Source organism: Pacificoceanicola algae (assembly GCF_049341065.1).
Classification (GTDB): domain Bacteria; phylum Pseudomonadota; class Alphaproteobacteria; order Rhodobacterales; family Rhodobacteraceae; genus Pacificoceanicola.
Genome location: NZ_JBMPIX010000009.1, coordinates 103,047 through 127,911, shown reverse-complemented (window position 1 = coordinate 127,911; position 24,865 = coordinate 103,047). Strand labels below are relative to the sequence as shown.

The 24,865-nt window shown below is 61.1% G+C and carries 23 protein-coding genes; 13 read left to right on the top strand and 10 right to left on the bottom strand.

Translation table 11 applies throughout. The features are described from left to right. The first annotated feature begins 37 nt into the window (after positions 1-37). From ACOYQJ_RS14805 to ACOYQJ_RS14780, 6 genes are all read left to right on the top strand, one after another. A complete protein-coding gene (locus ACOYQJ_RS14805) occupies positions 38-1,504 on the top strand; it encodes a tetratricopeptide repeat-containing sulfotransferase family protein (RefSeq protein WP_422906804.1) in 1,467 nt (488 codons plus the stop codon). After that, the gene (locus tag ACOYQJ_RS14800; protein WP_422906803.1) at positions 1,495-2,151 is read left to right on the top strand and encodes a YggS family pyridoxal phosphate-dependent enzyme; all 657 of its coding nucleotides are present in this window, start codon (positions 1,495-1,497) and stop codon (positions 2,149-2,151) included. Before ACOYQJ_RS14805 ends, ACOYQJ_RS14800 begins: the two co-directional genes overlap by 10 nt. A 95-nt stretch (positions 2,152-2,246) precedes the next feature. Beyond that, the gene (gene pdxR / locus ACOYQJ_RS14795) at positions 2,247-3,725 is read left to right on the top strand and encodes a MocR-like pyridoxine biosynthesis transcription factor PdxR (RefSeq protein ID WP_422906802.1); all 1,479 of its coding nucleotides are present in this window, start codon (positions 2,247-2,249) and stop codon (positions 3,723-3,725) included. Positions 3,726-3,735: 10 nt separating this feature from the next. Next, positions 3,736-4,668 (top strand): bifunctional riboflavin kinase/FAD synthetase, encoded by a 933-nt coding sequence (locus ACOYQJ_RS14790; RefSeq protein WP_422906801.1) that lies wholly within the window; start codon positions 3,736-3,738, stop codon positions 4,666-4,668. Next, complete coding sequence (locus ACOYQJ_RS14785) at positions 4,665-5,147, top strand: YcgN family cysteine cluster protein (RefSeq protein ID WP_422906800.1); 483 nt, start codon at positions 4,665-4,667, stop codon at positions 5,145-5,147. Before ACOYQJ_RS14790 ends, ACOYQJ_RS14785 begins: the two co-directional genes overlap by 4 nt. Next, a complete protein-coding gene (locus ACOYQJ_RS14780; RefSeq protein ID WP_422906799.1) occupies positions 5,144-6,187 on the top strand; it encodes a threonine aldolase family protein in 1,044 nt (347 codons plus the stop codon). Before ACOYQJ_RS14785 ends, ACOYQJ_RS14780 begins: the two co-directional genes overlap by 4 nt. 24 nt (positions 6,188-6,211) lie before the next feature. On the opposite strand, the gene hspQ is transcribed toward ACOYQJ_RS14780, so the two are convergent. Beyond that, positions 6,212-6,538 carry a heat shock protein HspQ gene (hspQ, locus tag ACOYQJ_RS14775; protein WP_422906798.1) on the bottom strand — a complete coding sequence of 109 codons (327 nt, stop codon included), beginning with the start codon at positions 6,536-6,538 and terminating at the stop codon, positions 6,212-6,214. Between the two features lie 250 nt (positions 6,539-6,788). On the opposite strand from hspQ, the gene ACOYQJ_RS14770 reads away from it, so the two are divergent. The 5 genes from ACOYQJ_RS14770 (at position 6,789) to pheT (ending at position 12,129) form a co-directional block, all read left to right on the top strand. After that, a complete protein-coding gene (locus ACOYQJ_RS14770; RefSeq protein WP_422906797.1) occupies positions 6,789-7,379 on the top strand; it encodes a transglycosylase SLT domain-containing protein in 591 nt (196 codons plus the stop codon). Between the two features lie 83 nt (positions 7,380-7,462). Continuing rightward, positions 7,463-8,536 (top strand): phenylalanine--tRNA ligase subunit alpha, encoded by a 1,074-nt coding sequence (gene pheS / locus ACOYQJ_RS14765; RefSeq protein ID WP_422906796.1) that lies wholly within the window; start codon positions 7,463-7,465, stop codon positions 8,534-8,536. Further along, positions 8,536-9,192: a hypothetical protein gene (locus ACOYQJ_RS14760; protein WP_422906795.1), complete on the top strand. Its 657-nt coding sequence runs from the start codon at positions 8,536-8,538 to the stop codon at positions 9,190-9,192. Before pheS ends, ACOYQJ_RS14760 begins: the two co-directional genes overlap by 1 nt. A 119-nt stretch (positions 9,193-9,311) precedes the next feature. Beyond that, positions 9,312-9,593, top strand: coding sequence for a YrhK family protein (locus tag ACOYQJ_RS14755; RefSeq protein WP_422906794.1), 282 nt, complete (start codon positions 9,312-9,314; stop codon positions 9,591-9,593). 133 nt (positions 9,594-9,726) lie between these two features. Then, positions 9,727-12,129 carry a phenylalanine--tRNA ligase subunit beta gene (gene pheT, locus ACOYQJ_RS14750; RefSeq protein WP_422906793.1) on the top strand — a complete coding sequence of 801 codons (2,403 nt, stop codon included), beginning with the start codon at positions 9,727-9,729 and terminating at the stop codon, positions 12,127-12,129. A gap of 97 nt (positions 12,130-12,226) precedes the next feature. Here pheT and ACOYQJ_RS14745 read toward each other — a convergent pair whose 3' ends face one another. From ACOYQJ_RS14745 to ACOYQJ_RS14735, 3 genes are all read right to left on the bottom strand, one after another. Then, positions 12,227-12,697, bottom strand: coding sequence for an EF-hand domain-containing protein (locus ACOYQJ_RS14745; RefSeq protein ID WP_422906792.1), 471 nt, complete (start codon positions 12,695-12,697; stop codon positions 12,227-12,229). A 105-nt stretch (positions 12,698-12,802) separates the two neighbouring features. Further along, complete coding sequence (locus tag ACOYQJ_RS14740) at positions 12,803-13,144, bottom strand: carboxymuconolactone decarboxylase family protein (RefSeq protein WP_422906791.1); 342 nt, start codon at positions 13,142-13,144, stop codon at positions 12,803-12,805. Between the two features lie 175 nt (positions 13,145-13,319). After that, complete coding sequence (locus tag ACOYQJ_RS14735) at positions 13,320-15,005, bottom strand: acyl-CoA dehydrogenase family protein (RefSeq protein ID WP_422906790.1); 1,686 nt, start codon at positions 15,003-15,005, stop codon at positions 13,320-13,322. 148 nt (positions 15,006-15,153) lie between these two features. On the opposite strand from ACOYQJ_RS14735, the gene ACOYQJ_RS14730 reads away from it, so the two are divergent. After that, positions 15,154-15,921 carry a sulfite exporter TauE/SafE family protein gene (locus tag ACOYQJ_RS14730; RefSeq protein WP_422906789.1) on the top strand — a complete coding sequence of 256 codons (768 nt, stop codon included), beginning with the start codon at positions 15,154-15,156 and terminating at the stop codon, positions 15,919-15,921. Between the two features lie 113 nt (positions 15,922-16,034). Further along, a complete protein-coding gene (locus ACOYQJ_RS14725; protein WP_422906788.1) occupies positions 16,035-18,905 on the top strand; it encodes a Dyp-type peroxidase in 2,871 nt (956 codons plus the stop codon). A 12-nt stretch (positions 18,906-18,917) separates the two neighbouring features. On the opposite strand, the gene ACOYQJ_RS14720 is transcribed toward ACOYQJ_RS14725, so the two are convergent. The 6 genes from ACOYQJ_RS14720 to ACOYQJ_RS14695 are packed head-to-tail and all read right to left on the bottom strand — an operon-like array spanning position 18,918 to position 24,831. After that, positions 18,918-20,012, bottom strand: a complete 1,095-nt coding sequence (locus tag ACOYQJ_RS14720; protein WP_422906787.1) for an NAD(P)/FAD-dependent oxidoreductase — start codon at positions 20,010-20,012, stop codon at positions 18,918-18,920. Then, complete coding sequence (locus tag ACOYQJ_RS14715) at positions 20,009-21,028, bottom strand: histone deacetylase family protein (protein WP_422906786.1); 1,020 nt, start codon at positions 21,026-21,028, stop codon at positions 20,009-20,011. Before ACOYQJ_RS14715 ends, ACOYQJ_RS14720 begins: the two co-directional genes overlap by 4 nt. After that, entirely contained in the window at positions 21,025-21,492 is a 468-nt protein-coding gene (locus ACOYQJ_RS14710) for a GNAT family N-acetyltransferase (protein ID WP_422906785.1), read from the bottom strand. The genes ACOYQJ_RS14715 and ACOYQJ_RS14710 overlap by 4 nt, the downstream gene beginning before the upstream one ends. Continuing rightward, positions 21,489-22,415, bottom strand: coding sequence for a 3,5-dioxohexanoate:acetyl-CoA acetone transferase (kce, locus tag ACOYQJ_RS14705; protein ID WP_422906784.1), 927 nt, complete (start codon positions 22,413-22,415; stop codon positions 21,489-21,491). The genes ACOYQJ_RS14710 and kce overlap by 4 nt, the downstream gene beginning before the upstream one ends. Beyond that, positions 22,415-23,752 carry an aminotransferase family protein gene (locus tag ACOYQJ_RS14700; RefSeq protein WP_422906783.1) on the bottom strand — a complete coding sequence of 446 codons (1,338 nt, stop codon included), beginning with the start codon at positions 23,750-23,752 and terminating at the stop codon, positions 22,415-22,417. The genes kce and ACOYQJ_RS14700 overlap by 1 nt, the downstream gene beginning before the upstream one ends. After that, positions 23,752-24,831, bottom strand: a complete 1,080-nt coding sequence (locus ACOYQJ_RS14695; RefSeq protein ID WP_422906782.1) for an ABC transporter ATP-binding protein — start codon at positions 24,829-24,831, stop codon at positions 23,752-23,754. Before ACOYQJ_RS14695 ends, ACOYQJ_RS14700 begins: the two co-directional genes overlap by 1 nt. Positions 24,832-24,865 lie beyond the last annotated feature (34 nt).

Genomic DNA, 24,865 nt, shown 5'->3' with positions numbered 1-24,865 from the left:
TTTCTTTTGTGCAAAAGGGGAGCCAAAGGGGACCCGGATGCCGCCACTTTCGTCACAGGACCAAGCCGCTTTGTTTGCTAAGGCCCAGCGTCACCACGCTGCCGGTCAACCCGAACAGGCGCGCAGCGCATTACAACGCCTGATTCTGGCCCAGCCGGATCACGCCCCCGCGCATGCTTTCCTGTCGACCCTTGCCTACGAAGATGGCGACACGCAGGCTTTCCTTGAACATGCCGACATAGCTTTGAAACTGGCGCCCGGCGCGATGCGTCTGTGGCAGTCCGCCGCCGACCGGTTCGGGCGTATCGGATATAGCGACCGCGCGCTGGCCGCCTATGACCAGATGATCACGCTGGACCCAAAGGCGATCGGCCCCAAGGCTGACAAGGCCCGTTATCTACAAGTGCTTGGCCGCTTTGACGAAGCAAACGCCATTTTGCGCAAACTTATCAAACGCTATCCCAACGAGCCCGAGCTTTACAGGATTCACCTTGGCGCGAGCAAAACCCGCAAGGGCGACCCTATGTTGCGCCAGATGCTCAAGCTCTGGAATGAACCGCGGTTGAACGATAAGGGGCGCATTTCTCTTGGATTTGCCCTCGCCAAGGCGATGGAAGAACAGGGCGAGACCGGCAAGGTTTTTCATTTCCTGCATCGTGCCAACGCCCTTCAAAGCAAGCTTGCCCCGGTGGACCCGAAGGCCAAAGATCGCGAAATTGCGGGGCTGCTGGCCGCGCAAGACAGTGATCTGACCCCCCTTGGCGCGCCATTGGACCCGAGGCCAGTGTTTGTCACTGGTATGCCGCGCTCTGGCACCACCTTGGTCGAGCAGATCATAGCGGCGCATAGCAAGGCCTGCGCGGGTGGCGAGATGGTGCATGCTTTGAAACTGGCCTATGCCCGTTTCGGCGTGGCGGAAAAGATGACCCCGCTGGCGCAGATCACACCCGAAGCGCTTGCGGATTATTCGGCGCACTATCTGCGTTTGGCCCGCCGCGATACCGGCGCGACTTCGGGGGTGATCACCGACAAGGCGATCCAAAGCTATCTCATTTTCGGTTTGATCCACCGTGCCATGCCCGGCGCGCGCATCATCGTGGTGCACCGCGATCCGCGCGATATCGCCCTCTCGATTTACAAAAACCATTTCGCCATCGGAACCCACCGCTATTCCAGCGACCTGACCGAGATCGCGCATGAAATCAAACGCTTCCGAATGGTGGTGCGACACTGGAAATCGGTCATGCCCGATGCAATTCACGAGGTGCGTTACGAAGACCTTGTGAGTGATCCCGAGCCGCAATCCCGCGCCCTGATCGCCGCCGCCGGGCTGGAATGGGAAGAGCAATGTCTTGATTTCCATCAAAGCAAAGCTGCGGTACAGACACTGAGCCTTGCGCAGGTGCGCCAGCCGATTCACGCGGGCCGCCGCGAAGCCTGGCGCCGCTACGAGGCAGACCTACAGCCGTTTCTCAAAGCCTGGGGGGATGAACCATGGGACTAAGCGAAATCGAAGCCCGCATAGACAAAGCCTGCAAAGCCGCAAGCCGCCCCCGCGAAGACGTGCAGTTGATCGCCGTCAGCAAGGTGCAGCCGAATGATCGGGTCGAGGCTGTTTTGCGGCAGGGCCATCGCCTGTTCGGCGAGAACAAGGTGCAGGAAGCCGCTGCCAAGTGGCCGGCTTTCAAGGCAAAGTACGATGGTGTTTCGGTGCATCTGATCGGCCCGCTGCAATCCAACAAGACACGCCAGGCGATGGAGCTTTTCGACGCAATCCACACGCTCGACCGACCCAAGCTGGCCAAAACCATCGCCCGTCTCGCGCAGGAGATGGGCACTTGTCCTGATCTTTTCATCCAGATCAACACCGGGGAAGAGCCGCAAAAAGCAGGCGTCGCGCCCTCCGATGCCGATGGCTTTATTGCCGATTGCCGTGGGCTGGATCTGCCGATCAAAGGCCTGATGTGCATTCCGCCGGTCGATGAAACCCCCAGCCTACACTTCGCCCTTCTGCAAAAGCTGGCCAAACGCAATGATTTGCCGGGCCTGTCCATGGGGATGAGCAGCGACTTCGAACAAGCCATCGCATTCGGCGCAACCCATGTGCGCGTCGGCTCTGCCATCTTCGGCGAGCGTACCTCATCAGCCTGAACCCTTTGTCAACACAGCTCCACGGGGTTGGCTCGGGCCGTTTGGGCCATCAGTCCAGATTGCGCAGGCGATAGGCCCAGTCTATCCTGCCCACCATGGCCATCCCCGTCGAAACCTTTCAACTCTCGCACAACGTTCAGGGCACCCTTCAGTCGCGCATCCAGCAGATGGTCGCGGAAGGTATCCTGTCGGGCCGGTTTCGGCCGGGGGAAAAGCTGCCCTCGACCCGTGGACTTGCTCGCCATCTTGGCGTCAGCCGGATCACCGTGACGCTGGCCTATACCGAGCTTCTGGCAAATGATTATCTGACGTCGAGCGGCCGGTCCGGCTATTTCGTCAGCGAGAACGCCCCCCAACCACCGGACTTCGGGCCGCTTGCCCCGCGCGAGGATCAAGTGGATTGGGACAACGCCTTTGCGCAACGTTTCAGCAACGGGGCCAGCCTGAGTATGGACAAACCGCTGGACTGGGCCAGCTTTCGTTTTCCATTCATTTACGGGCAGGCCGACCCCAAACTGTTTGACCACGCCAACTGGCGGCTTTGTGCAACGCAGGCGCTGGGAGTGCGGGATTTCATGGCCCTGACGCAGGACCAATACGATCACGACGATGCCGAACTGGTGACCTTTATCGCCCGCCACACTCTGCCGCGGCGTGGCATTCAGGCGGGCCCCGATGAAATCCTGATCACGCTTGGCGCGCAAAACGCCCTTTGGATTGCGGCTCAGGTGTTGGCCTCGCGCGGGCGCCGCGTGGCGATCGAAAACCCCTGTTATCCGGCCCTGCGGGAAATCCTCAGGCAGGGCGGTGCGCAGGTCACGCCAGTGACCGTGGACGAAGGCGGTCTACCGCCCGAAGCCGTCCCGGACGACACGCAGGTGATTTTTACAACCCCCAGCCACCAATGCCCGACCTCGGCCACTTTGCCGCGCGCCCGGCGTGATGCTTTGTTGCGTCGTGCATCCGACCTGAATGCGCTGATCGTCGAGGACGATTATGAATTTGAGATGTCCTTTCTCAAACCGCCCAGCCCGGCTCTCAAAAGTCTCGATGAAGAGGGGCGGGTAATCTATGTCGGCAGCTTTTCCAAGTCGCTGTTCCCAGGCTTGCGGTTGGGATATCTGGTCGGTTCTGCGCCCTTCATCCGCGAGGCCCGGGCCTTGCGCGCCAGTATCTTGCGCCACCCGCCGGGTCATATCCAGCGCACCGCTGCCTATTACCTAAGCCTTGGGCATTATGATGCGCAGGTTCGGCGCATGGGCCGTGCCTTGGGCGAACGGCGCAAGGTCATGGAAACCGCTATCGCTGAACACGGGCTTGAGGTTGCAGGTAAGGGCGCGCATGGCGGTTCAAGCATTTGGATGCAAGCGCCCGAAGGCGTAGACAGCCGCGCACTTGCGGCCCGCTTGCGCGACGAGAGCGTGCTGATCGAACCCGGTACGCCCTTTTTTGCCCAAACGAACCCGCCCCGGCACTATTACCGCCTCGGGTACAGTTCGATTGCGTCAGAGCGGATCGAAGAGGGGATCGCCCGAATCGCCGCAGCGCTTGCGCCTGCCCGTCAAGAAAGCTAACCCAACCCCCATGAAAATTATTCGCGACTATCAGTATGTCCGCCCTCAGGACCGTGGCGCCAGCGCCGCCATCGGCAACTTTGACGGTGTGCATCTGGGCCATCAGGCGGTTATCGACCTTGCGCGGCAGGCCGCCCCCGCCGCCCCCCTTGGCGTGCTGACGTTTGAGCCCCACCCGCGCGAATATTTCGCCCCCGACGCCCCGCCATTCCGCCTGATGAGCGCGGAGGCCCGCGCCTCTCGTCTGGAAAAGCTGGGGGTGGATATGCTTTATCAGCTCAACTTCAATACATCGCTTGCCTCTTTGACGCCGCGCGAGTTTGCGCAACGCGTGATCAGCGACGGGCTGGGCCTGACACATATCGTCGTCGGCGCCGATTTCTGTTTTGGCAAAGGCCGCGCGGGCAATGTCGCCGACCTTCAGGAGTTTGGTACCGAGATGGGCTTTGGCGTCACCGTCGCCGAACTTCTGGAAACCAGCGGGACCGAGATTTCCTCGACCGCGATCCGCACGGCTCTGACCAACGGGCGCCCCCGCGATGCGGCCGCCCAACTGGGACACTGGCACCGGATCGAAGGCGAAGTGATCGGCGGGGAACAGCGCGGCCGCGAATTGGGCTATCCCACCGCGAACATGAGCATCGACGGGCTGCACCCGCCTGCCTTCGGCGTCTACGCCGTGCTGGTCGAGGTCATGGACGGCCCGCACAAAGGCCAGTACCACGGTGCCGCCTCGGTCGGGGTTCGGCCGATGTTCGACGGCCAGTTCCCCAATATCGAGACCTTCATTTTTGACTTCACCGGTGACATTTACGGTGCGACGCTATCGGTTGCCTTGGTCGATTATCTGCGCCCCGAGCTTAAATTCGACAGCCTTGAAGCGCTGATCACCCAGATGGACGCGGATTGCACGCAGGCCCGCGCCATCCTGAGTGCGCTATGAGCGATCCGATCAACAGATCAGGTCTGGCCCCGCGGTTTTGGGAAAAGAAGAAGCTGGGTCAGATGACCCCGCAAGAATGGGAAGCGCTTTGCGACGGCTGCGGAAAATGCTGCCTAAACAAGCTTGAGGATGAGGAAACCGGCGAGGTCGCCCTGACCCGTGTCGCCTGCCGCCTGTTCGACGATACCACCTGCCGCTGCGCGCAATACTCGATCCGCCATCAGTTTGTGCCGGAATGCATTGTTCTGAAGCCGTCGAATATCGACGAACACGCCTATTGGATGCCGGAAACCTGCGCCTACAGGCGGCTTTACGAGGGGCGCGGCTTGCCGGACTGGCATCCGCTTCTGACCGGAACACCCGACTCGGTGCACGACGCCGGCGTTTCGATGCAACACCGCACAGTCGCTGAATTCGAAGTCTCGGAAGACGATTGGGAAGATCACATCATTGAGGAACCTCTGGGAGACACGCGATGAATTTTGCTTCGGACAACGGCGGACCGGTCCCGACTCAGGTTCTTGAGGCCCTAACGCGCGCCAACGAAGGCTATGCCCCCGGTTATGGCAGCGACGCGCTGACCGCCAAGGTCGCGGACCAGATCCGCACACTGTTCGAAGCGCCTCAGGCTGCGGTTTATCTGGTGGGGCTGGGTACCGCGGCGAATGCGCTGGCGCTTGCCACCCTTGTGCAGCCCTATCAGACAGTCTTTTGCACGCCCGACGCGCATATCCACATGGACGAATGCAACGCGCCGGAATTCTACACCGGCGGCGCCAAGCTGACGTTGGTGCCGGGCGGCGACGTGATGACGCCGCAGGCCCTGCGCGCCGCAATTGCGGGCGAAGAGAACCGCGGTGTTCATGGCCCGCAGCGTGGCGCGGTGTCGCTGACCAATGTGACCGAAGGCGGCAATGTCTACGCGCTGGATCAGTTGGGCGCGCTTTGTGACGTGGCCAAGGCCTATGATCTGCCGGTGCATCTGGACGGCGCGCGCTTTGCCAATGCCTGTGTCGCTTTGGGCTGCACCCCGGCGCAGATGACATGGAAGCTGGGCGTTGATGTCGTGGTCTTTGGCGGTACCAAGAATGGGTTGATGGGGGTCGAGGCCGTCGTCTTCTTTGACCCCAAACATGCCTGGGAATTCGAGTTACGCCGCAAGCGGGGCGCGCAGCTTTATTCCAAGCACCGCTATCTTGCTGCCCAGATGGAGGCCTATCTGGAGGGCAATTTCTGGCACGATCTGGCGAGCCGCGCCAATGCCTCTGGCACCCGCCTTCGCGCAGGCCTTGAAGCGCTCGGGCTTGAAGTGGTTAACGACACGCAGGCCAACATGGTGTTTTTCCGCGCTCCGCTACGGGTGCACCGCGCTGTGATGGGGAAGGGCGCCGTTTACCATTTCTGGGGCACCGAAGACGTACCAGAGGATGAGCCCGTCACGGCGCGTCTGGTCTGTGACTGGTCGCTGGGCGATCAATCCGTCGACGATTTCCTAAAGCTGATGGGTCAAGCGCTGTAAGGCGGGGCCAGCCCCCGCCGTCGCTTAGTTCATCTGGAAGTGCAGCTCATAGCTGCCATCTTCGAAGGCGCCGAACAGATCGGGAATGTCCGGGTGATCCACAGGTTCGCCCGAATAATCGGCCACAAGGTTCTGTTCCGACACATAGGCGACATAGAAACTCTGATCGTTCTCTGCCAGCAGATGATAAAACGGCTGCTGCTTTTTCGGACGCGATTCTTCGGGAATGGCCTCGTACCATTCGTCGGTGTTGCTGAACTGAGGGTCCACGTCAAAGACAACACCGCGGAAGGGGTGCTTGCGATGGCGGACAACCTGTCCCAGATGATATTTCGCGCGTTGACGGATCATGATGCACCTCTCAGTGCCAATCTTAATGTAAAAAGTGGCACGATGTCCAACTTTGGGACACATTTTTGCCGGAAACACTCTGTGACGTAGTTACCAACAGTCGTTAACAAGATAGCTAAAATTGTCGGATTTCAAGCCCTTCTTGTTGGGCTGTGCCGCTTCTTGCGCATGATGCAATTGTCATTTCAACTCGGGACACAATCGGGTAAACTGCCGCAAAACACTATAAAACAAAAAAAGCGAGAGGCAGATGAGCAAGTGGCTTCGCGCATTGGTGATCGTTCTTCTGGCCGCCTCCTGTGGCGGTGGTGGGTCTGGTTCGGCACCGCGCAATCTGGACGACGCCTGTTCGATTCTCGAACAGCGCCGAGGTTATATTCAGGCCTTCCGTGCGGCCGAGCGCAAATGGGGCGTTCCGGTACATGTGCAGATGGCAACCATCTATCAAGAAAGCAAATTCATCCCGGATGCGCGCACCCCGTTGCGCTTTTCCCTGGGCGTGATTCCAATGGGGCGACAAAGTTCGGCCTTTGGGTATAGTCAGGCACTTGACGGCACCTGGAAAGAATACCTGGCCGCGACCGGCAACCGCCGTGCGCGCCGCGATGATATCCGCGATGCGACCGACTTTATGGGCTGGTACATGCGCGCCTCGCGCGATCAGCTTGGTATTCCGCTGTCCGATGCGCGCCGCCACTATCTGGCCTATCACGAAGGCCGCACGGGCTATCGCAACGGGACCTACAACAACAAGGCGTGGCTGATGCGTGTCTCGGCCGAGGTCGGGGATCGTTCGCGCATTTACGAGCAGCAACTGGCCCGCTGCCGGGCTGCGCGCTAGGAACTGCCCTGCAAGCCGCCCCGGGTGGCTTGCATTCCTCCGGCTCTGTGGTAACTCCCCTTCGATCCCAGTGGAGAGGCCCCATGCAAGAGCTGCGCGACAAATACATTTCCGCCATTGGCAACGCCGCCGATGAAGCCGCGCTTGAGGCGCTGCGCCTTGCCGCCGTTGGCAAGAAGGGCGAGATCAGCCTGCAAATGCGCGAGTTGGGCAAGATGACCTCCGAGGAGCGGCAGGTTGCTGGCCCCGCGCTGAACGCCCTGAAAGACGAAATCAACGCCGCTTTGGCCGCGAAAAAGGCTGCGCTGGGCGATGCCGCACTGAACGAACGGCTCAAGGCGGAATGGCTGGACGTGACCCTGCCGCCGCGCCCGATGCGTCAGGGCAGCATCCACCCGGTCAGTCAGGTGATGGAAGAAGCCACCGCGATCTTTGCTGACATGGGCTTTGCCGTGGCCGAAGGCCCGCAGGTCGACAGCGATTGGTACAACTTCGACGCGCTCAATATTCCCGGCCACCACCCCGCGCGGGCCGAGATGGACACCTTCTATATGCACCGCGCAGAGGGCGACAATCGGCCGCCGCATGTGCTGCGCACCCACACCAGCCCCGTGCAGATCCGGCATATGGAGACGAACGGCGCCCCTTGCCGCATCATCGCGCCGGGTCGCGTGTATCGCGCCGACTATGACCAGACCCACACACCGATGTTCAACCAGATCGAGGGTCTGGCGATTGACCGCGACATCTCGATGGCGAACCTCAAGTGGGTGCTGGAAGAGTTCTTTTCCGCCTTCTTCGAGATCGACGGCATCAAGACCCGCTTTCGCGCCTCGCATTTCCCATTCACGGAACCTTCGGCCGAGGTTGATATCCAGTGTTCGTGGGAAGACGGTCAGCTCAAGATCGGGCAGGGTGACGGCTGGCTCGAAGTGCTGGGGTCGGGTATGGTCCACCCCAAGGTGCTGAGCGCCGCGGGCGTCGATCCTTCCGAATGGCAGGGCTTTGCCTTTGGCATGGGCATCGACCGCATTGCCATGCTGAAGTACGGCATCCCCGACCTGCGCGCCTTCTTCGATTCTGATCTGCGTTGGTTGCGGCACTACGGCTTTGCCAGCCTTGATGTGCCGACGCTGCACGGTGGTTTGTCCCGCTGATGGACACCCAGCCGATCGCGGATTGCGTGACCGCCTGCCAAGGACTCGCTTGGCTTGATCTCGTCCGTGATTGGCTGCCTCTGGCCATTGCCTTTGTCGTCGCCGTTGCCACGTACGTTTGGCAAAAACAACGCGACCGTAAAACAGCGATGCTTAGCGAGCAGCGCGACGCCTACCGGGATTTTCTGGCCGACTGCATTGACCTTCGCCATTCGGTTCAGGCGATTGCCCATGATCGCGATACCTACAGTTCGGTGGAAGACGCGGTTAACGCGCTGTTCGACGTGAAGGAAGCGATGGAAATGGCCTTGGAGAATCTGTCTCTGATCGCCTCGCAATCTGTCTTGGACATCGCCGTAAATGCTGATGGCGTACTGAACGAAATCATCACCTTGCTCACGTCGGTGGTGCGCGACGCGCAAGATGACGATGGGAACGGCGGATCGGTTGCGATGGACGAGGCCGCAGCCCAAGAGTTTGACTATACGGCAAGGCGGCTTCTGGAAATCGAATTGCTTCTGATCTCGTTGGTACGCGCCGAGCAATTTGGCGACGACATCGGGTTCCAGATCGAAATGGCCGACTACCAGCTCCGTACGGATACCGACAGAGTAGGCTTTCACCCGTCAAGGACGTCGCGCCACCCCAAGTCATGACGGCTTGGCCCATGGCCATGGCGCGCCGGAAGGCGGCGGCAGCTTTGCATATCGACTCGTGACGCCATTGTGAAACGCGCTAGGCTGTGGGCAGATCGAAACGACCCAAGGCCAGTCCGATGCCCCTTTTTTCCCACGAAAACCGAGAGCGAAATGAAGACACGCGGCGCCTTTATGCTGCCTTCGAGATCGCCCACACTGTGGTCGACTTCCTTGCGGCCTTTTCCTTTCTCATCGGCTCGATCCTGTTTTTCTGGCCCAAGTATGAAACCCCGGCGATCTGGCTGTTCGTCATTGGCTCGGCCTTCTTTGCCATGAAGCCGACGCTGCGCCTGATCCGCGAACTCAAGCTGGCCGCCATGGGCGACGCCGAGGATCTGGCGCAACGATATCAGCCCTGATCCGACGGTTTCCGCTTCCGTTCCTCGGCACAGGCTGCGCTCGGCGTGCACCCATGGTGTGCCTGCCTCTTTTCACCCCTTGCGGGTTCCGGTAAGGACGGGCGGAACGCACTGACAATCCGGGGCCCCAGGCATGAAATTCACCCTCTCGTGGCTCAAAGAGCACCTCGATACCACCGCATCCGTCGACGAGATCGCCGAGGCGCTGACCGACCTTGGCCTTGAGGTCGAAGGCGTCGAAAACCCGGCCGCCAAGCTGTCGGCCTTTACGCTGGCCAAAGTGACCCACGCCGAACAGCACCCCGATGCTGACCGTCTGCGGGTGTGCACAGTGCTGACCGACGAGGGCGAAAAGCAGATCGTTTGCGGCGCGCCAAACGCGCGGGCGGGGATCACCGTGGTGCTGGCGAAACCGGGCGACTACGTGCCGGGGATCGACGTGACGCTGTCGGTTGGCAACATCCGCGGGGTGGAAAGCCACGGCATGATGGCCTCTGAGCGCGAGCTGGAACTGTCGGACGAGCACGATGGAATCATTGAGCTTTCCTCTGGCGAGGTTGGTCAGAAATTCATCGATTGGCTGGCGCAGAACGATCCGGCCAAGGTCGATCCGGTGATCGAGATCGCCATCACGCCGAACCGCCCTGACGCGCTGGGCGTGCATGGCATCGCCCGTGATCTGGCAGCGCGCGGTTTGGGCACGCTCAAACCGTTGAAGAGCTATGGCATCGACGGTGAATTCCCCTGTCCGATCCATGTGTCGATCAATGAAGACACCCAAGGCGAGGGCGGATGTCACGTGTTTGCCGGGCGCTTGATCCGCGGTGTTCAGAACGGCCCCAGCCCGCAGTGGTTGCAGGATCGCCTGCGCGCCATCGGCCTGCGTCCGATCTCGAAACTTGTTGATATCACGAACTTTTTCACCTTTGATCGTAACCGTCCGCTGCATGTCTTCGACGCGGACAAGGTGCATGGAAACCTGCGCATCCACCGCGCCGAGGCTGGCAAGACCTTGGTCGGTCTGGATGAGAAAACCTATACCTTCTCGGACGGACAGGTGGTGATTTCCGACGATCATGGCATTGAATCCATTGGCGGAATCATGGGTGGCCTCGAAACGGGCTGCACCGATGAGACGGTTAATGTCTTTCTTGAGGCGGCCTATTGGGACAACGTGCAGATCGCTACCACGGGCCGGGCGCTCAAGATCAATTCGGACGCGCGTTATCGCAACGAACGCGGAATCGATCCGGGCTACAATATGCAGGCGATGGAAGACGCGACGCAGATGATCCTTGATCTGTGCGGTGGTGAGCCGTCCAAGGTCACCGTCGCAGGCACCGTTCCGGACGTCAGTCGTGCCTACAAGCTGGATGCCAAGCGGGTGATTTCGCTGGTCGGCATGGAGATCCCCGAATCTGAGCAACGCCAGACTCTGACCGCGCTAGGCTTCAAGATGGTCGGCGATATGGCCAATGTGCCGTCATGGCGCCCGGATGTGATGGGCGAAGCCGATCTGGTGGAAGAAGTGGCGCGCGTAGCCTCGCTGACCAAGCTTCAGGGCAAACCGTTGCCACGTATGACCTCTGGCGTGCCGCGGCCGATCCTGTCGCCGGTGCAAAAACGCGAACAGATCGCGCGGCGCACTACGGCGGCACTGGGCTACAACGAATGCGTCACCTACAGCTTTATCGACCGCGCCTCGGCCGCTCTGTTTGGCGGCGGCGAAGATGCGACCATGCTCGCCAACCCGATTAGCAGCGAGATGAGCCACCTGCGCCCGTCGCTTTTGCCGGGTCTGCTGCAAGCGGCGGCGCGCAATCAGGCGCGCGGTTTCATGGACTTGGCCCTGTTCGAAGTTGGCGCGGCGTTCAGCGGCGGCGAGCCCGGCGAACAACACCTTCAGGCGGCAGGCATTCTGGTGGGCAACACCGGGCCGAAAGACGTGCACGGCGCGTCCCGTCCGGTTGATCTGTTCGATGCCAAGGCAGACGTCGAGGCTGTGCTTTCCGCCATTGGCGCACCTGCCAAGATGCAGGTTTTGCGCAATGGGCCGGACTGGTGGCACCCCGGGCGTCACGGTGTGATGTGTCTTGGCCCCAAGAAGGTTCTGGCGATCTTTGGCGAGCTGCACCCCAAGGTGTTGCAAGAGATGAACGTCAAGGGTCCGGCAGTCGGCTTTACCATCTGGCCCGCCGAAATTCCTGTGCCGCGCAAGACTGTGTCCACGCGCAAAGCGCTTGAGATCCGGGATTTGCAGCCGGTCGAGCGTGACTTTGCCTTTGTCGTGGACGCAGGTGTTCAGGCACTGGATCTGGTGAACGCGGCGGCGGGCGCGGACAAGGCCCTGATTGAAAGCGTCAGGGTGTTCGACGAATTCATCGGAGGATCTTTGGGTGAGGGCAAGAAATCCCTGGCGATCACTGTGCGGATCCAGCCGGTCGAAAAAACACTGAAAGAAAAAGACATCGAAGCCGTTGGCGCCAAGATTGTCGAAAAGGTCAGCAAGGCGACAGGTGGCGTGCTGCGCAGCTAAGCTCCAATCTGATTGGTAAAGGTGGGCAGGGCCAACTGGGCTCTGCCCGGAATGTTAGAAGGCCCCGAACTTTGAGACGGGGCCTTTTTCATTGGGCTCAGTTGTTTGCCTTTTTGCCCTGACCTTCACCCATGCCGCGACGCATGGCGAAATCTTTGGTGGTGATGACGCCGTCCTTGTCCAGATCCATGCTGGTGATCCAAACCTCGGCCTGACCGATGAATTCGTCGCGGCTGACCTTGCCGTCACCGTCCACGTCATTCAGTGCTTTTTCCATCCCTTCAGCGGCGTTTTGCATGTTGCCTTGGCCGTGGCCGCCTTGCCCTTCCATATCGGTTGCGCGGGCCTCGTCGAACAGAGTGTACTCGGCGTCGTCCAGAAAACCGTCTTCGTCGGCGTCAAAGGTGGTGAAAACGTCGCCGCGACGCTCGACCGCTTCCTCAAGCGAGACCGAGCCATTGCCGTCCAGATCCCAGTTTTCGACAAAATGTGCGCCGGGCTGGCCTTGCTGTGCAAAGGCAAGCGCCGGGGCAGAGGCGAGAAGCAGGGCGAGAGCGATGGATTTCATGATATGTTCCTAACATTGTGTTATTTGCATATATCAAACGGACGACCAGAGGCCGTCCGTCGTGACAGGGTGTCGCAGTCGTAGTTCTTTGAAATCGGTGAAGATTTATGAGTTTTCCGACATCTCATCAAAGGCCGCGATGGCCTTTGCGGAATACATCAGGCCTGGCCCGCCGGACATCTGGATTGCGGTTCCCAGAACTTCGGAAACCTCTTCCCGGGTGCCACCGGCGCGGATGACGGCGCTGACGTGAGAGGTGATGCAATCTTCGCAGCGCAGGGCGACCGCGATGCCAAGCGCGATGAATTCCTTTTCCTTGTGGGTCAAGGCTCCTTCGGCGCTGGCGGCTTGCTCCATCTGTACAAAGCCACCGAAGGTCTCGGGGATGACTTTGCGTAAGGTGCGTAGGTTGTTGCGCGTTTCCGCGAACTTTTCCTTGAATGACATATTAGGCTCCTGAGATATGTTTGATGTCTCAAGACCATGGATGCTGCGCTGCGGCTTTGAGATGGATCAAAAGGGCGCGCTGCCCGCTCTCTCGGGAAATTTTTGGGCCAGTGAAGCCTGCAGAAACAGAAAAGGCCCCGCCGTCGGGCGAGGCCTTGTAGGAGTGCATGCAAGCTCAGGCCAGTAGGCGGCGTGCGATGACCTGCGCCTGAATTTCGGCGGCACCTTCAAAGATGTTCAGGATGCGGGCATCGCAAAGGATGCGGGACACCGTGTACTCCAGCGCGAAACCATTTCCGCCGTGGATCTGCAGGGCGTTGTCAGCAGCAGCCCATGCGACACGGGCGCCGAGGAGTTTGGCCATGCCAGCCTCCAGATCGCAGCGGCGGCCGTGGTCCTTTTCCCAAGCCGAAAAATAGGTCAACTGGCGCGCGATCATGATTTCGACGGCCATCATCGCCAGTTTGCCCGAAACACGCGGAAAGGCGATCAGCGCTTTGCCGAATTGCTTGCGATCCTGCGCGTATTTCATGCCGACATCCAGCGCCGACTGGGCGACACCGATGGCGCGCGCGGCGGTCTGGATGCGGGCGCTTTCGAAGGTCTCCATAAGCTGTTTGAAGCCTTTGCCTTCCTCGCCGCCCAGCAGGTTTTCGCCTTTGACCTTGAAGCCGTCGAAGCCCAGCTCGTATTCCTTCATGCCGCGATAGCCGAGGACTTCGATTTCGCCGCCTGTCATCCCTTCAGTCGGGAAGGGATTGGCGTCGTCGCCCGGGGTCTTTTCCGCGAGGAACATGGACAGGCCCTTGTAATCGCTGGTGTTCGGATCGGTCCGGGCCAGCAGAGTCATCACATGCGTCCGGGCGGCATGGGTGATCCAGGTCTTGTTGCCGGTTACGGTGTAATCGCCGTTCTCGTCCTTGACCGCGCGGGTGCGCAAGGAGCCAAGATCCGAGCCTGTGTTCGGTTCCGTAAACACGGCCGTGGGCAGCTTTTCCCCGGAGGCGAGAGCGGGCAGCCACTTCTGTTTCTGCTCTTCTGTGCCGCCAGCGATGATCAACTCTGCCGCGATCTCCGAGCGCGTGCCGAGCGAGCCAACGCCGATGTACCCGCGCGAGAGTTCTTCGGAGACCACGCACATTGACGCCTTGGACAGGCCAAAGCCACCATATTCCTCGGGGATGGTCAGGCCAAAGACGCCCATTTCAGCCAGTTCCTCGATCACCTCGATCGGGATCAGTTCGTCCTTGAGGTGCCATTCGTGGGCAAAGGGTTCGACCTTGTCCACCGCGTAGCGGCGGAACTGTTCGCGGATCATTTCGAGCTCTTCGTCGAGGCCGGTTTTTCCCACGGTGATCTCGGCGGCGCGGTCTTCCATCAGTTGCACCAGACGGGTGCGGGCGGCGGTCGAATTCGCCTCGGTCATCAATTTGTTGATCTCGGGGGTGTCCAGCGCAGCGGTGTCTTCGGCGGACAGGCCGAGGTCGTGCAGGCGGACAATTTCGCCCTGATTCATCAGAATGCCGCCGCGAATCTGGCCGAGGTATTCGCCAAAAGCGATCTGGTGGAGCAATTCCTCGACTTCGCCGAAGGTGCCTTCGGACTGTAATTTCTGCGCCCAGTTTTGCATCTGGCGCAGCGCTTCGAGGTAGGTTGCCAGCCAGGCCAGCCCATGGGCGGCAGTCTGGTTGGCCTCGATCGCGGCACCGGAGACGCGGCCATCGACGCTGACCAGTTCGCGGACCTTGCCGCGCGCGGTTTCAAAAATGCTCTCGACCGGGGCAATTGCCGCGCCGGTCAGGCCAAGAAGGTCAGGCAGAGTTGCGCCTGCAAGGGGCAGGTCTTGTCCATCATGCGCCATGAATCACGTCCTCTTTTACTGTTCTGGGCTGGATAGCCACTTTGCAGGTGCAGCGCAACAAAAATACCTTTGCGCGTAGCGTATTGTTCGTTTATTGCGCATTCGTTTTCTTGCGGTGCAGCGCAAAATGACGTGCTAACAGGCAATTATGGAAACGCTATTGCCTGAACTGACACCCGCCCTTTGGATCGTTGCCTTGTCAATTGCGCTGCTTGCGGGCGTGGTCAAGGGCATGGTCGGGTTTGCCATGCCGATGATCCTTGTCTCGGGCTTGTCCAGTTTCCTGCCGCCCAGCCTTGCCTTGGCGGGGTTGATCCTGCCGACCGTCGTGTCGAACGGAATGCAGGCACTGCGGCAGGGGCCAAGCGCTGCGATTGGCTCGGTCCGGCGATTCCGGGTCTTTCTGTTGGCTGGTTTGGTGATGCTGTTGTCGTCGTCATTGTTGGTGGCCGTTTTGCCCGAACGCCTGTTCATGTTGGCGATTGCTGTTCCGGTGGTTTTGTTCGTGCTGATGCAACTGTCCGGCTGGCAGCCCAAGCTGGCGGACGAGAACCCAAGGCTCGAGGCTGGAATTGGCGCTTTTGCCGGGTTTATCGGCGGTGTTTCCGGGGTCTGGGGCCCGCCCACCGTGGCCTATCTGACGGCAATGGGCACGGAGAAACACGAACAGATGCGCGTTCAGGGCGTGATTTATGGCCTTGGCGCGGTGGCGCTGACTTTTGCCCATATCGGTTCGGGCATTTTGAACAGCCGGACCGTCTGGCTGTCTCTGGCGCTGTTGGGGCCAGCTGTTCTGGGGATGTGGCTTGGCGGCAAGGTTCAGGACCGGATCGACCAGAAAGCGTTTCGCCGCGCGACATTGATTATCCTGCTGATCGCGGGTTTGAACCTTTTGCGGCGCGCGATCTACACCTGACACCCGTTTAAATTGAAAAACTTTCCTGAAGCCTCCCAAAGTCGGGTATTCTGAGACGCGGAGCGCGAGCATTTTTACGCGCTGGTCAGATTTTGAATACGCGGGATAGAAACATGGACTTTACATATTTGACAGTGGCCGTGCCGTTTTCCGGTGCTCGGCAAGAGGCCGTCGATCAGATTTTGGCAGAACAGGGCCGGCAAGCATATCGCGGCGGGTCGATCCGCGACGCGCTCCGCGGGCAAGGCGTGCATTTTCTGAGCATCACAACGGTTCCCGAGGATGATGGGCATTCGGCTTTTCTGGTGCTCGAATCCTCGCATGATGGGGGCAAGGCGCAGGCGATCAACGTGTTGGCCCGCCACATCCCCGAGACTTTGACCGCAATACTTCAGGCCGCACAGATTTCGGTGCCTTCGGACCTTGCCCGGTTCTTGCGCGACCAGTCCATCGAGACCGGAACCAAGCTGCGCGCCGTTCCTGGGCTGCCGCATCGCGGGGCACCGGGGATGACGGTGGACAGGATCTATAAGGAAGAGGCCTTTGCCCGGCGCCTGCGCGAGATGGTCGCGCGTGATCGCAGCGACGGCGGCGCATTGCACCGGCTGGGGCTGATCCGCGCCCGTATTGCCGATGAAGTCGCCTTCAAAGAGATGATGACCAAGGCCGATGTCGGCTTTCTTGCTCCGGCCAAGGGCGGCGGCGGTTTGGCGTCGTTGTTGGGCATGGTGCTGCGCGGGGTCGGCAACTTCTTTTGGCCGGTGCTGGGGGTGGTGGCGCTTTTGGTTTTGGGCTTTGGCCTATGGGCCGGGGTGACAGGCGGCATTTGGGCGGGCATTGGCATTGCCGCGTTGACGGCGGTGCTGGCCTTGGCGGCGCTGCTTGCGTGGATCGGGGCGTTATATGTCGCGTTGCGACGGGCCGAAAAAACCGACGAGGTGGACGACAGCCCGCCCGATTACAAGGTCCTCAGCGAGGTCATGCAGATCGAGGATGACGGCGTCGTCAATCATCTGGCCGGGATTTCAAAGATGAAACCGGGGCGTTTGCGGCGCCTGTCCCTTCGGCTTGCCTTTTGGGTGATCGCCCAATTGGCTACGCGGCAGTTTCGTCCAGGGTTTCTCGGTGAGATCGGAACCATTCATTCGGCACGCTGGGTGCTGGTGCCGGGCACGGACAAGCTGCTGTTCTTCTCCAATTACAGCGGCAGTTGGGAAAGCTACCTTGAGGATTTCATAACCAAGGCGAACAGCGGACTGACCGGGGTCTGGTCCAATACCATCGGGTTTCCACGCACCTCGAACCTGTTTTTCGATGGCGCCACCGATGGTGACAGGTTCAAGCGCTGGGCAAGGCGGCAACAGCGCCCGTCGTATTTCTGGTATCGGGCTTACCCAAATACCACGGCGCATCAGGTGCGGCTCCATGCAGCGATCCGGCACGGTCTGTTGACCGCCAGCACCGAGGACGAGGCGCAGGACTGGTTTGACCTGTTCGGCTCGCGTCCGCGTCGGACCCGCTCGCTTGAAACGGATGAGATCCAGAAGATCGTCTTTGGCGGAATGCGACGTTTGCAGGACGGGGTGTTCTACGGCCTCCGCCTGCCGGAAAATACGCAGGCCGCGCGCAATTGGCTGCGCGAGACTCTGCCCACGGTGTCCTTTGGCGATGGCAAGCCTTTGGACAGCGCACATATTCTGGCGCTCAGCGCGACAGGCTTGGCGCGGCTTGGCCTGAACAAGGTCGATATGGCCCAGTTTCCGGTCGCTTTTCTTCAGGGCATGGACGACGAAAAGCGGGCCGCGCGGGTGCTGATGGACACTGGCGAGGATGAGCCGGCGCGCTGGAAATGGGGCAACGGGACAAGCGGAGTCGATCTTGCGCTGATGGTCGTTGCGCGTCCGGCCCAAGGACTCGAAAACGCGGCTGTGGACAGTGCAGCCCAGACCGTGGCAGCGCTGCAAAAACACGGCGGCGCGGTGGTTGCCAAGATTGCAACCCGGCAATTGCCCAAGGAGGGGCCGGTGCGCGAACCCTTTGGGTTTGTCGATGGTGTGTCGCAGCCCATTCTGCGCGGGTCCCGGCGCTGGGCGCAGGATCAGACCTCGCGTGATGTGGTAGAGCCCGGAGAGTTTCTGCTGGGGTACCCCGACAATCGGGGATTTTTGCCGGTGTCCCCCTGCGTGCCGCCAGAGCGCGATCCGGACAACATCTTGCCCGCGCGGACATCAAAGACTGCGGACACGGACTGGCCGGACTTTCAGCGTGACACCGCCAGCATCGCCCGCGATCTGGGGCGAAATGGCTCGTTCATGGTGGTCCGGCAACTGGAGCAAGCGGTAGAGAAATTCCATCAGCAATCGCTGGATCAGGCCGACAGGCTCGAGACGCATCCCGGCGTGCCCCCGGGTCTGTCACGGGACCAAAGGGCGACATGGATCAGGGCCAAGGCGGTGGGGCGTTGGCCTGACGGATCATCCCTGACCCGCCACCCACATGAGCCGGCCGGCGGTTGGGCAGGCGAAAAGGACAGTGTGCCAGACAACGATTTCCTGCATGGCCAAGAGGACCCGGCCGGGCGTCGTTGTCCTTTCAGCGCCCATATCCGGCGTAGCAACCCGCGCGACAGTTTTGAGCCGGGGTCGGAAAAGCAGATGGGGATCGTGAATCGTCACAGGATCTTGAGGATCGGCAGACCCTATGACGAGGGCGCCGCGCAGGGCCTGCTGTTCATGTGTCTCAACGCCGATCTGGAACGGCAGTTTGAATTTGTCCAACAGACATGGGCGATGTCGCGCCATTTCCACGGGTTGACCGAGGAAGTGGATGCGATCCTCGGCCGTGGCGGCAAAGGCGGGCAACTCACCGTCCCGACCGAGGCCGGGCCGGTGATCGTCGAGGGCTTCAACGATGTTGTGCGGATGTGCGGCGGCGGCTATTTCTTCCTGCCCGGACGCAGCGCGTTGCGCTATCTCGCGGGGTAGACGAACGGCGCGCTATGCAAAGCGCCGGGGCGACAACGCCTCGAGCAGCGCCGCGTCGTTGTCCCCCTTGCCAAGGCACAGGGCACAGGCCAGATCGGCCAACGCAGGCGCGGTCTGAATGCCATAGCCGCCTTGACCGGCCAGCCAGAAAAAGCCTTCGGCCTGCGGATCAAAGCCGACCACTGGGGTTTTGTCCGGGGCAAAGGTGCGTAGCCCTGCCCAAGTGTGCTCGACCCTCGTGACCGGCACCGTGACCGAACTTTCGTAGCGATGCAGCCCTTCGGCGATAACCATGTCGTCGGGCCATGCGTCTTGCGGTTCGACCGGGTCGGCGTCGGCGGGGCTGACCATCAGCTTGCCCGCGTCGGGTTTTGCGTACCAATCTTCGGCGACCGACCCGAAAACTGGCCAATTGTCGATCTCAAAGCCGTCTGGCGCGGGCAAAAGCGCAGCCGAGCGGCGGCACGGGGTCAGCGTGATCGGCAAGGCGCCCGCCATCTGACCGAGCACTCCGGCCCATGCGCCGCCTGCGTTCACCACCAAGGGGGCGCTGTAGCTGCCGCTTTCGGTTGTCACCACCCACTGGCCGTTGCTGCGGGTCAGCGCGTTGACCCGCGCCTTGGTGACAATCTGGCCGCCGCGATCCCTGAGGAATCGGGCAAAGCCCTGCAACATTCGATCCACGTCAATGCCCTGCGCGTCCGCCTCATACAGCCCGGCGACAAAGATGTCGTCCCGCAGGATCGGAACCAATTCATGGGCCTCGGCCGGGGTCAGCCATTCCAGCCCTTCCGCGCCAGCGGCATAGTCTTCGGCATCGCTCATGTTGGCTTCTGTCGCCATCAAAAGCTCGCCGCGCGGCGACAAGAGAGAGGTTTCGGACACGCCTTCGGGGGCCTCCAGAAACCCGACCGAGCGGGCATTCAAGGCGCGCAGCGTGGCGTTGCCGTAGTTCAGGATAAAGATCGCCGCAGAGCGCCCTGTGGAATGGTAGCCAAGCTGCGTTTCCGCCTCAAGGGCGATCACACGCGCATGTTCGGACAAGCGCGCCGCCGCGCTGATCCCAGCCATGCCGCCGCCAATCACGATGATATCTGCCTGTGTCATGCGTCCCCGTATCCTTTCAGCGTGCGTGTCAGATTGATGCCCAGCGTGTCGCTCAGATAACCGCCTTCCTGCACGAACAACGTCGGCAGACCCATCCCGGCTATTGCAGCGCCGATGCGGGCAAAACCGTCTTGCGTTACGGCCAGCCCTTGAAACGGATCGTCGATCGACGCGTCCAGCCCCAGCGCCACCACCAGCGCATCGCAGCCAAAGGCGCGCACGCGGGCCAAAGCGGTGTCCAGCGTCTTCAGAAAATCTGCATCCCCGGTGCCGCGCGGCAGCGGCAGATTGAGGTTGTAACCCAGCCCGCGCCCGGTGCCGCGTTCATCCGCATGGCCCCAGAAAAAGGGGTAAAAGCGCGCAGGGTCGGCGTGAATCGAAACGGTCAACACGTCGTCGCGGTCGTAAAAGATACCTTGCGTGCCATTTCCGTGGTGCACGTCCACGTCCAGAATCGCGGGGCGCATGCCTTTGGTGCGCAACCGCTCGGCGGCGATGCCAGAGTTGTTGAGAAAGCAAAATCCCCCCGCCAGATCGCCAAAGGCATGGTGGCCGGGCGGGCGCGACAGCGCATAGGCGTTGCCGCCGCCAGCGATGTGATCAGCGCCAGAGATGGCGGTCTGGGCAGACCAATAGGCCGCCTCCCACGTGCCTTCGGTAATCGGGCAGGCGGTGTCGGCCTGATGGAAACCCGCCTGACCAACAGCGGATTTCGGATATCCGTTGTTGCGGCTGGCGGGGTGGATATTGGGGATCACCTCGGGGCCGGCGCCATCAATGCGGCGCCATCGGGTGTAGATGTTCTGCAAAAAAACCAGATACTCCGGCGAATGCAGCGCGGCGATGGGGCCAAGACCCGCGTCGCCGGGCGCCTCGAAGCCGATGCCAGCCTCTTCGGCGGCCGCCTTGAGAACCTCGATGCGACGCGGCTGCTCGGGGTTGGGCATGATCGCGCCATTGGCCATGAAATGCTTGGGGTCATGCTTCCACTGGCGGTCGTCGAAAAAACCTTTCATGTCGGTCCTCGCAGTGTTTCGGCTGAAATGCTCAGCTCGCTTTGGTTTGTGGTCGGGACAAAGCCCAGGTTCTCGTAAAAGGCGCGTGTTTCGGGCCGGTGGTCGTAGACGAACAATTTTAGCCATCTTGCGTTCCAGACGCTGCTGGCGTCCTGCATCACAGCCCTGAGCAAGCGACGCCCCAACCCTTTGCCGCGACGGGAATCGCAGACCCACAGATCCGAGACATAAACCCATGCGCCGCCCCGCGCGGTGGAAAACCCGGGCGAGTAAAAGGCCAACCCGGTCACGTCATCGCCATCTTCGGCCAGCAGCGCGCGCGCGATCGGGCGCTGTCCTGCAAGGGCGGCTTCGATCTGGGCGTCGGTGGCGCGATGGGTGTCGCTCAGATCACGCGACAGACGGGCCAAGGCGCGATTGAGCCGCGCTGCGTCGCTGCGGTTTGCTTGCCGGATCTGTGTCATATCGCCGTGCGGTCCGCGCCTTTGAGGCCCAGCATCGCGCGTGCGTCATCGGGTGTCGCAACCTCGCGGCCCATATCTTCGACGATGCGGCGGATCTTGGCGACCTGCTCGGCGTTGTTTTTGGCCAACTGTCCACGCGCGATGGAGAGGCTGTCTTCAAGCCCGACGCGGACATGCCCGCCAAGCGCCGCCGACATCGAGGTTAGCGGAATTTGGTGGCGTCCCGCGGCCAGCACCGAAAAAGTGTAATCGTCGCCGAACAGCTTGTCGGCGATTGTCTTCATATGCATCAGGTTTTCCGGATCAGCGCCAATGCCGCCGAGCACACCAAAAACAAACTGGACAAAGACCGGTGCTTTGACCAGCCCGCGATCCATGAAATGGCGCAGCATATACAGGTGGCCAACCTCGTAACATTCGAACTCAAACTTCGCGCCACGTTCAAGACCCAAGTGGGTCAGCACCTGGGCAATGTCGCGCGGGGTATTCTTGAAGACCAGATCGTCGGAATTTTCCAGAAACGGCTTTTCCCAGTCGTATTTCCAATCCGTGATCCGCTCTGCTGCCGGGTACAAGGCAAAGTTCATCGATCCCATGTTGAGGCTGCACATTTCCGGCTCGGCCCTTTTGGGGGCGGCAAGACGCTCTTCCAGCGACATCACCGCGCTACCGCCTGTGGTAATGTTCAGCACTGCGCTCGTCGCCTGTTTGATGCGCGGCAGGAAAGCCATGAAATGTTCCGGGCTGGCCGAGGGGCGCCCATCATCCGGATCGCGGGCGTGCAGATGCAGGATCGCGGCGCCCGCCTCGGCGGCGCCCACCGCCTGTTCGGTAATCTGATCCGGGGTGATCGGCAGATAGGGCGACATTGAAGGCGTGTGGATCGAGCCGGTGATGGCGCAGGAGATCAGGATCTTGGACATCAGGCGCTTTCACGAAGGCCAGGTATTTCGGCAGTGAATTGGGTCAGCGATTGGTCGAGCACCTCGGTGATTTCGTCAAGGTGGGTGTCATTGACGATCAGTGGCGGGCAGACAAGGATGTGATCGCCTTCGAGGCCATCGCGTGTCCGCCGGGAATAGACGATCAGCCCCTTGTCATAGGCGATCTGAACAAAGCGGTCATGGGCGTTCCAACTGCGCGGAAGCGGCGCTTTGGTCGTTCGGTCGGACATGAATTCGAACGCCAGAAGCAGCCCTTTGCCGCGCACGTCGCCGATGATTTCGTGGCGCTGCATCAGGGCCTGAAGGCGGGCTTTCAGTTTGTCGCCCATGGTGGCGGCATTGGCCACCAATCCCTGCGAGTCGATCTCTTCCAGAACCGCATGTCCTGCGGCGCAAGCCAGAGGGTTGCCGGCATAGGTAAACCCATGCGCAAAGCCGCCCTTGTCCAGCACCGGGTCGACGATCCATTCTGGGGCAACCATGCCGCCAAGCGGCGCATAGCCAGCCGCAAAACCCTTGGACATCACGACGATATCGGGGCGGGTGTTCCAGTGTTCGCACCCCAGAAAAGCGCCGGTACGGCCCGCGCCGGTCATGACCTCGTCCATGATCAGCAGCACGCTGTATTCATCGCAAATCTCGCGCACCCGCTCCATATAACCCGCGGGCGGCACCAGCGCCCCGGTCGAAGCGCCACCTACGGGTTCAAGGATAAAGGCCAGCACGCTTTCCGGACCCTCGGCCTCGATCTGCCGGGCCAGCATTTCGGCGTAGTGGTGCCCGGTGGCCGGATCGTCCGGATCCAACCCGTCCAGATAGGCGCGGGGGGCGGGCACCTTGGGCATCTCGCGCATCATGGGCGCGAAAGGCGTCGTCAGGGTGGAATACCCCGTCACCGCCAGCGCGCCCAGGGTGCAGCCGTGATAGGATGGGCTGCGCGAAATCACCTTCCAACGCTCGGACTGGCCGACGGCCAGCGCATATTGCCGGGCCAGCTTCATGGCGCTTTCCACCGCCTCAGAGCCGCCCGAGACGAAAAAGACCTTGGTCAGCCCGTCCGGCATCTTTTCAGCGGTCTTGGCGGCCAGCTTTTCCGAGGCTTCAGTTTCGAAATGCAGCCGGTAGCCAAAGGTCGATCGCTCCATCTGAGCGCGCATGGCGTCCAGCACGTTCTCGTTGGAATGTCCGATGTTGCACACCATCGCGCCGCTGGAGCCGTCGAGATAGCGCTTGCCGTCGGTGTCCCACATGTAGACGCCGCGGGCCTGATCCAGCACGGGTTTGCGGCCGCGCCCTTGGTAGAACAGGTGGCTCATCACTGCCCCCCTCTGAGGGCCGCGCAATCCTTGGGTCGAAAGGCGACCTGAACGGACTGTCCCTGCTCGAACGGGCGGACGTCGATCATGTTGATGGCCTGAAGTTGCGTGTCCCCGACGCGCAGGAAATAACGCACGGTCTGGCCCTGGTAATCCACGGTTTCCACGGTTGCGGGCGCGGCGCACAGGCCATCGGTTGGGGCGTCCCCCGCCCGAACGTGCAACTTTTCGGCCCGCAGAACCAGCTTGGCGGGGCCTTCGGTTATCTCTGCCATCTTGTCCGGCGGCACAAGAACCGAGCCAAAAAGTGTGGTTTCCAACGCGGCCCCGTCGGCGGTGATGGCGGCGCATTGCGCTTGCAGAATGTTGGAAGCACCAAGGAAATTGGCGACGAATTCGCTGGCCGGACGGTTATAGACCTCTTCGGGGGTGCCGACCTGTTCAACCCGGCCCGCGCTCATCACCACGATCTGATCGGACATCGCCAGGGCTTCGGACTGGTCGTGGGTGACAAACACCGTGGTTACACCGATCTGGTCCTGAATCCGCTTGAGCTCGACCCGCATGTCTTCGCGCAGGTTGGCATCCAGCGCGGACAGGGGTTCGTCAAGCAGCAGAACATCCGGTTCGATGACAATGGCGCGGGCCAGTGCGATGCGCTGTTGCTGGCCACCGGACAGCGCCTTTGGATAGCGGTCGCCAACATCAGGCAGTTGCACAAGTTCCAGCGCGCGCTGCACACGGCCGGCGATTTCTGCGCTTGGCACATCGCGGTATTTCAGGCCAAAGGCGACGTTTTCGGCCACGGTCTTGTGCGGGAAAAGGGCATAGTTCTGAAAGACGATGCCAAGGTTGCGCTTGTGGATCGGCACGTCGTTGACGCGCTTGCCACCGATCAGGATTTCACCTTCGGTCGGGTCCAGCAGACCGGCGATCATCCGCAGGTTCGTTGTCTTGCCGCAGCCCGACGGGCCCAGAAGCGTCACAAAGGCGCCCTCGGGGATCTCAAGATTGGTCTGATGCACAGCGGTGAAGTTGTGGAACCGCTTGACAATGTTTTTCAGCGTAACCGAGCTCATGTGGGTATCCTGAAGGGGGTGTCGGGGCAGGCCG